This is a genomic window from Kitasatospora sp. NPDC022856, from assembly GCF_055561235.1.
Genome location: NZ_JBVHHE010000098.1, coordinates 1 through 6,005 on the forward strand (window position 1 = coordinate 1; position 6,005 = coordinate 6,005).

The 6,005-nt window shown below is 75.9% G+C and carries 5 protein-coding genes; 3 read left to right on the forward strand and 2 right to left on the reverse strand.

The genetic code is table 11. The features are described from left to right. Positions 1-168 precede the first annotated feature (168 nt). A complete protein-coding gene (locus ACZ34W_RS38200) occupies positions 169-807 on the forward strand; it encodes an NAD(P)-dependent oxidoreductase (RefSeq protein WP_329491239.1) in 639 nt (212 codons plus the stop codon). A gap of 127 nt (positions 808-934) precedes the next feature. Here the strand turns inward: ACZ34W_RS38200 and ACZ34W_RS38205 are convergent, their stop codons facing one another. Continuing rightward, a complete protein-coding gene (locus ACZ34W_RS38205; RefSeq protein ID WP_465611048.1) occupies positions 935-2,035 on the reverse strand; it encodes a M20 family metallopeptidase in 1,101 nt (366 codons plus the stop codon). A 291-nt stretch (positions 2,036-2,326) separates the two neighbouring features. Between ACZ34W_RS38205 and ACZ34W_RS38210 the strand changes: the two genes are divergently transcribed. Then, complete coding sequence (locus tag ACZ34W_RS38210; RefSeq protein ID WP_465611050.1) at positions 2,327-2,470, forward strand: hypothetical protein; 144 nt, start codon at positions 2,327-2,329, stop codon at positions 2,468-2,470. Here ACZ34W_RS38210 and ACZ34W_RS38215 read toward each other — a convergent pair. After that, complete coding sequence (locus tag ACZ34W_RS38215; RefSeq protein ID WP_465611052.1) at positions 2,467-4,002, reverse strand: hypothetical protein; 1,536 nt, start codon at positions 4,000-4,002, stop codon at positions 2,467-2,469. The genes ACZ34W_RS38210 and ACZ34W_RS38215 overlap by 4 nt on opposite strands. Before the next feature lie 300 nt (positions 4,003-4,302). Here ACZ34W_RS38215 and ACZ34W_RS38220 point away from each other — a divergent pair, with 300 nt between their 5' ends. Continuing rightward, positions 4,303-5,847 carry an alpha/beta hydrolase gene (locus tag ACZ34W_RS38220; RefSeq protein ID WP_465611054.1) on the forward strand — a complete coding sequence of 515 codons (1,545 nt, stop codon included), beginning with the start codon at positions 4,303-4,305 and terminating at the stop codon, positions 5,845-5,847. Positions 5,848-6,005: the final 158 nt, after the last annotated feature.

Sequence of the window (6,005 nt, forward strand, 5' to 3'; positions counted from 1 at the left end):
CAAAACCCGTACCCACTACAGCGAAGCGACCGCCTGGGCGCACCACGCCCAACTCCATGCCGCTTGACCTCTAACGACATGGGGTGTCTGAACCGTCGTCAGGCACTCCCGCAAACCCTTCACCCACACCACCCCTCACCAACACCACCAGAGAACCGGAGCCATCCCATGCGCATCACCGTCTTCGGCGCGACCGGCAACGTCGGCAGCCGGGTGGTGACCGAGGCCCTCGCCCGGGGCCACGAGGTCACCGCCGTCCTCCGCGACCCGTCCCGGCCGCACGCGCTGCCGGCCGCCGCCGAGATCGCCACCGGCGACGCCCGCAACCCGGAGGACGTCGCCCGTCTCGCCGCCGGCCGGTCCGTGGTGATCAGCGCCACCCGCCCCGCCCCCGGCAGCGAGCCCGACCTGGCGCTCGCCACCAAGGGCCTGCTGGCCGGCCTGGCCGGGACGGACGTCCGCCTGCTCGTCGTCGGCGGCGCGGGCAGCCTGACCCTGCCCGGCGGCGACGGCGCCACCGTCATCGACGACCCCGACTTCCCGGCCGCCTGGCTCCCCATCGCCCTCGCCTGCGGCGAGCAGCTCGCCCTCTACCGGGCCGAGACCGAGGTCGACTGGGCCTACCTCAGCCCCGCCGCGCTGCTCGAACCGGGCCGGCGCACCGGCCACTACCGCCTCGGGCGCGACGAGCTGCTGGTCGACGAGGCCGGTGTCTCGGCGATCTCCATGGAGGACCTCGCCGTCGCCCTCCTCGACGAGGCCGCTCGGCCGGCCCACCACCGCACCCGCTTCACCGTCGCCTACTGAGCCCCGCCGTCACCGCCCCCGGGAGTGCCCGGTGCCCTCGGCACCGGGCACCCGCACGTCGCGGGCGGGTCGGCGGCGGGGCCGGCCGCGGGGGCCGGTCGGTGGCGGGGCCGGCAGAGGGAGCGTCCTACGCGTTCCGGATCGCCGTCACCAGACCGGCGACGAGATCCGCCCGCTCGGCCATCGACGCGACCTCCAGGTACTCGTGGTCCGCGTGGGCACCCCCGCCGACCGCTCCGAGTCCGTCGAGTGTCGGGATCCCCAGGGCGGCCGTGAAGTTGCCGTCGCTCCCACCGCCGACCCTCCTGCTCCCCACACCGGGCAGCAACCGCTCCGCCAGCGCGAAGAGTGCGGCCGACGCCGACGCGGGCATCGGCGGCCTGCCGACGCTCCCCCGCACCGTGATCCGCGCCCCGTCGAGATGCGGGGCGAGCGCCGCGAAGGCGGCCTCGATCCGCTCCTTCTCCCCGGCCGACTCGACCCGGACGTCGACGGTGACGGTCGCCCCGGCCGGCACGACGTTGTCCAGGGTGCCCGCCGAGGCCACGGTCGGGACCACGGTCGTGCCGACCTCCGGCCGGCCGAGCGCCGCGATGTCGAGCACCTGGTGCGCCGCCTCGACCAGGGCGTTGACACCCGCCTCGGGTTCGAGGCCCGCGTGCGAGGCCCGGCCAACGACGGAGACCTCGAACGTGCCGCAGCCCTTGCGGCCGGTCTTCAGCGCCCCGCCGTCGGCCGCCCCCTCGAAGACCAGCACGGCGCCGCAGGCCCGCGCACGTTCCTCGATGAGGGCCCGGGACGAGCCCGAGCCGACCTCCTCGTCGGCGGTCACCAGGATCTCCACGCCCGACAGGTCGTCGAGGGCCGCCAGCCCGTGCACGGCCTGGACCAGGCCGCCGAGCATGTCGAAGACCCCGGGACCGGTCGCACGGCCGCCCTCGACCGTGAACGGGCGGCGCCGGAGGGTGCCCAACGGGAACACCGTGTCGTGGTGGCCGAGGATCAGGACCTTGGGCTCGCCGCCGCCCGACCAGTGGACGTGCGGCCCGGCGTCGGTCCCGACCAGCACCGCGCGCCCGCCGAGACGGCTCTCGACCACACCCGCCACGGCCTCGGCCGAGGCCTTCAGCGCGTCGAGGTCACGTGACGGGGACTCGACCTCGACGAGTGTCCTGAGGTCCTTGAGCATCTCGTCGACGTTCACCGGTGCGGCCTTGTGCGTAGTCATGCCCGCCACGCTACTGAACCCGCCCGCCCCCTCGAACCGCCGGCCCGCCCCGAAGGCCCCCCGAGCCCGACCCGTCGACCCGCCCGCCGCGCCCGGGGAACGCGTCCGGGCGCGATCAGCGGAGGGGAGGCGCGAGGGTGTGGGCGAGGAGGGTCTCCGCAGCCGCGCGCGCGTGCCGGCCGTAGTCCGTCTCGTTCAACACCATGGCGCGACTGGCCGCGCCGTCCGCGAGGGTCACCGACTGCTCGGCGAACGGCGGGCTCGGCGCACCCCAGCTCCGCCACGAGCGTGGTGACCAGATGGGCCATCAGCAGCGTCAGCGGGGGGAAGCTGCTCGTCGGGGTCTCGTTCGGCTACGCCGAAGCCGCCGCACCGGTCAACCGCGTCAGCACCGGACGCGTGGCACTGACGGCGACCACGACGTTCCACGACTAGGAGACCGGGACGACGGCGACGATCCGGCCGCCCGCCAGGAAGCACAGCCGCTCGGCCCGGGTCCGGTAGCCCCAGGCCCGCACCCGGTGGAAGCAGAGGTCGGCCGGTATCGGCGCCTCCCGCAGGTCCGCCACCAGGGCGTCCCCCGGGAGCGCGGCCGCCGCCGCGGCCCGCAGTGCGTCGCCGGCCGTGGCCCACTCCCGCGCCGGGGCCGAGAAGACCCAGGGCTCGCCCGTGTTGGGCAGGAAGTGGTGGAGGGCGGACCGCACCCGGCTCGCGAACCGGGCGCCGTCCACACCGCCGTCCGCCGTCGCCGCCCGGCGCGCCGCACCGCGGGCGGCCCGGGCGAGGACGAGCAGCAGGTGCGGCAGCGATTCGGCGAGCAGGGACACCTCCGGCCATTCGGCGAGCCGCTCCGCGTCCCCCGGGACGGAGACGACATGGCCCCACTCCCCCGTCTCCCGGTCGATCCGCACCTGCACGGAGACCGGGTCGCGGCCCCGGTCCAGCCAGGCCACCGGCCAGAACGAGCCCGGGCCGCCGACCATGTCCACCAGCGTCGGCGAGTGCCGGTCGGCCACCGCACCGGGGCGCAGTTCGACCGGCTCCAGACCGGCGATCCGGACGCCGGTGAGCTCCCGCAGCACGGCGCGCACCTCGCCGGGCAGCGGCACCGGCCAGTCGTCCAGCTCCGCCTCGGTGCAGCCCCCCTCCAGGACCACCAGGCCGGGCAGCTCCGCCGCCAGGGCGCGCAGTTCGGCCACCGCCCGCTCGGGAGCGTCGGCGGGGACGGCGGGCCGCTCGACCGGGCGGCCCAGGAAGTCCCCACTGACCAGGCTCCGGACCAGCAGCGCCCGCCCGTCGCCGACCAGGGTGAACGAGACCCCGCTGCCGCTGGTGTCCGCGGTGGCGTGCGCGGTCGAGTAGTACGGCTCCCAGCCGAGCGTGCACGGGTAGCCGGGCAGTTCCCGCAGGTCGACGACGTCGGTCAGACTGTCGCCGGGGCCGGCCAGCCGGGCGAGCCCGGGATCGGCGGCCGCCGCCCGCAGCGAGGGCACGGCGAGCACCGTCGAGGCACCGGCCGGCTGCTGCCAGGCGTCCTCACCCTCGGCCAGCCGGCCGGCCAACTCCGGCAGCCAGCCGACGAATCCGGGCGCCTCGACGACGCTCTCCTCGTCCCCCCAGGGTTCGAGGCGCAGCACCGGGCCCCAGTCGGCACGCGCCGCCGCCCCGACGCCGACCACCAGCTGCCCGCCCTCGTAGCCGGTCTCTCCGACGACCAGGTAGCCCTCGCCCGGTGCCTCCCCGCCGACCGGACCGAAGGCGTAGGTGCCCCACTCCTCGCTCTCGAGCCCGCCGACCTCGCGCAGCACCGCGCGGCAGGCCGCCGGCACGAAGACCGGCCAGGCGTCCATCTGTTCGTCCGTGAAGCCGCCCAGCAGCTCGATCCCACCGGACGGTTCCTGCGCCAGCGCGCGCAGCGCGGCCAGCGCCTCGCGGGCCCCGCCCACCCCGTCGTCCGTCGTCGTCATACCGCTACCGCCTGCCCCGTGCCCGTGCTGGTTCCGTTCCGATCACTGCGGACGGCAGCCTAACGACCTGCACCGACAATCGCTCCTCCGGGCGGCGCCACCCCGACACACGACCGGTCCGTCCCCCTCGCGCGCCCGCCGTTAGCCCGGCCGACGGCCCGTCAACAGTGCTGCCCGGGCGACCCGGAGGAGCCCTGCGCCCTCGGCGCCCCCGCCGTTCGGCGGGTGTCGTCCGCACCACCCCGAGAAGTGGTGCGTGCCGGATCGACCGCACCCGCTCCGGGCCCCGAGGATCAAGACGTGAACGAATCCGTACCCAGCACCCGCCGGCGCCGGGGGGCGCTCGCCACCGCGGTGGCCGCGCTCCTCGCCGCCCTGTCCCTGCCCGTCACCGGCGCCGCCGCGGCCACCGGTGCCCCGGTACCGCCCGTCCCCTCCCGCTACACCCAGCAGCGACTCGCCTGGCAGCCCTGTGCGGAGGCGCCCGAGCTGGAGTGCGCCACGATGGCCGTCCCGCGCGACTGGCACCACCCGAAGCGCGGTCCGGACCTCTCCGTCGCGGTGTCCCGGCACCGGGCGGACGACCCGGCGAAGCGGCACGGCACCCTGCTGATGGCCGCCGGCGGCCCCGGCGGGACGGGGCTGCTGCGGCCGGGCAGCTTCGTGCGCGCGGCGCCGGCCGTCGGAGCCGCGTACGACGTGGTGGGCTTCGACCAGCGCGGGGTGGGCCGGAGCACCCGGCCCGTCTGCCAGACACCGGAGGAGTTCCAGGACTTCTTCGCCGGGGACTTCCGCGACGACGACCCGGCCGCCCGCGCCCGCGTGATCGACAACTCCCGTCGCCTCGGCGCCGACTGCGCGCGGCGCAGCGGCGGTCTGCTGCCGTTCCTGACCACCGAGCAGACCGTCCGCGACCTCGACCTCTTCCGCGCCCTGCTCGGCGAGCGGCGGATCACCTACTACGGCCCGTCCTACGCGACCATGATCGGCGCGTACTACGCGACGCTCTTCCCGCGGCGGGTGGAGCGGATGGTGCTGGACAGCAACGTCGGCTTCGACGGCAGCTGGGAGCGGTTCCAGCTGGGGCAGCCGATGAGCTTCCAGCGCCGCTTCGAGGAGGACTTCCTGCCCTGGTTGGCGGCCCGGGACGACACGTACCACTACGGCGCCACCGTCGCCGAGGCCGGGGCCCACTGGGAGCGGCGGCGCGCGGCCCTGCACGACGGCCCGCTCGTCGACGGCGCCCTGACGGTCGGCCCCAACCAGCTGGACAACGGCACCGTCCAGGCCGTCTACCGGGCGAGCGACGGATTCCCCGCGCTGGCCACCGCCCTGACCGCACTGGACGACTGGCCGGGCGCGAGCCCGGCCGCCCGGGAGACGGCGCGGCAGGTCTTCGGCCAGTACCTGAGCCCCGGGTTCCTCGCCGAGTACTTCGCCGTGACCTGCAACGACACGCCCTGGACGGGTGATCTGGACACCTGGGTCGCGCGGGGCCGCGAACTCACCGCCCGTTGGCCGCTGGCGGGCGCCCGGACGCTGGCCTTCGCCGCCGTCTGCGCCACCTGGCCGGCGCCGACCGCATCCCGGGTGCGGGTGACGGGGGCGGGCCTGCCGCCCACGCTGATGCTCAACTCGGTGCACGACCCGGCCACCTACTACGAGGCGGCCCGCTCGGCCCACCGGGCCTTGCGCGGCTCCCGGCTCGTGACGGTGACCGGCAGCGGCGACCACGGCCAGTACCCGGGGTCCAACGCCTGTGTCCGCGAGGTCGTCGAGTCCTACCTGCTCGACGGCCGCGTCCCCGCCCGTGATCTCAGCTGCCCCTCCCCGCCGTCGGGTTGACCGGCACCCAGGCGCCCCCCGGCGCCGGGTGCGGTCCGGGCGGACGGGTGGTGGCCCCGGCCTGCCCGGAGTGCGGTGGTGGGCGCCCGGGCCCGCGGCCCCCACCCCCAACAACGCGGATAGGAGCCCGCGGAGCAAAATGTGAAAGGAAAATCACA